General features: G+C 61.8%; 1 protein-coding gene. It reads left to right on the top strand.

The genetic code is table 11. From position 1 onward, the window contains the following. Nucleotides 1-1184: IS256 family transposase (locus ABDB81_RS30325; protein WP_346814410.1), on the top strand; the 1184-nt coding region annotated here is incomplete at its 5' end. Between the last annotated feature and the right edge of the window lie 74 nt (nucleotides 1185-1258).

The following is a 1258-nucleotide window of genomic DNA, read 5'->3' as shown; positions in this document are numbered from 1 at the left end:
TCGTCAAAGGCCCGATGACCGCCGAGGCGGTGCAGGATGCGGCCATGGCGTTCAAGAAGGCGCTGATCGAGCGTGCGCTGGGTGCCGAACTGGGCCATCACCTGGGCTATCCAGCCGGTACCGAGCGCCCGGCAGAGACAACCAATCAGCGCAACGGCAAGAGTGCCAAGACGGTGCTGACCGAGGACGGGCCGCTGCGCCTGGACATCCCGCGCGATCGGGATGGCAGCTTCGCTCCGATCTTGATCCCCAAGCACGAGCGGCGCTTCACGGGGTTCGATGACAAGATCATCGCCATGTACGCCCGCGGCATGACGGTTCGCGAGATTCAGGCGTTTTTGGTCGAGCAGTACGGCACCGAGGTTTCGCCCGAGTTCATCAGCTCGGTGACCGACTCGGTGATGGAGGAGATCACGGCATGGCAGGGCCGTCCGCTCGAGATCATGTACCCGGTGGTGTTCTTCGATGCCCTGCGGGTCAAGATGCGCGAGGACGGCGTGGTGCGCAACAAGGCCGTCTATCTGGCGCTCGGCGTCTTGCCCGATGGGACGCGCGACATCCTTGGCCTATGGATCGAAACCACCGAGGGCGCCAAGTTCTGGATGAAGGTCTTCAACGATCTTAAAACGCGCGGCACGCAGGACATCCTGATTGCGGTGACCGACGGCCTCAAGGGCATGGAGCCCGCGTTAAACGCCGTATTCCCGAACACCACGCTGCAGACCTGCATCGTGCATCTGATCCGGGGCAGCCTGGACTACGCAGGGTGGAAGGACCGTCGGGCGGTGGCCGCAGCGCTCAAACCGATCTACACGGCGCCCAGCGCGGAAGCGGCCATGGCCGAGTTGGCAGCCTTTGAGCAAGGGCAATGGGGACAGCGGTACACACCGATCCCGGCTGCCTGGCGCCGGGCTTGGGATCAGGTCATTCCATTCTTTGCATTCCCGCCGGCGATCCGCAAGATCATCTACACGACGAATGCCATCGAAAGCATCAACGCGCAGCTACGCAAGATCATCAAGACCCGAGGCCACTTCCCCAGCGACGAAGCTGCCACCAAGCTGTTGTGGCTGGCCCTGCGCAACATCACTGGAAAATGGGGGATGGCAACGCATGACTGGAAGGCGGCCATGAATCAGTTCGCAGTGTTGTACGAAGACCGATTTACCCACCCGCACCTCTGAGAGAATGCAGGCTTGCCAATCCATTCGACCGGCAAGCCTCTAGCTGTCCTGCACACAAAAAAACTGACAGGCCC

Source organism: Cupriavidus sp. DL-D2 (assembly GCF_039710735.1).
In the GTDB taxonomy this organism is placed as follows: Bacteria; Pseudomonadota; Gammaproteobacteria; order Burkholderiales; family Burkholderiaceae; genus Cupriavidus.
Note: the sequence above shows the minus strand (reverse complement) of the source record. Positions and strands in the feature narration are given on the sequence as shown.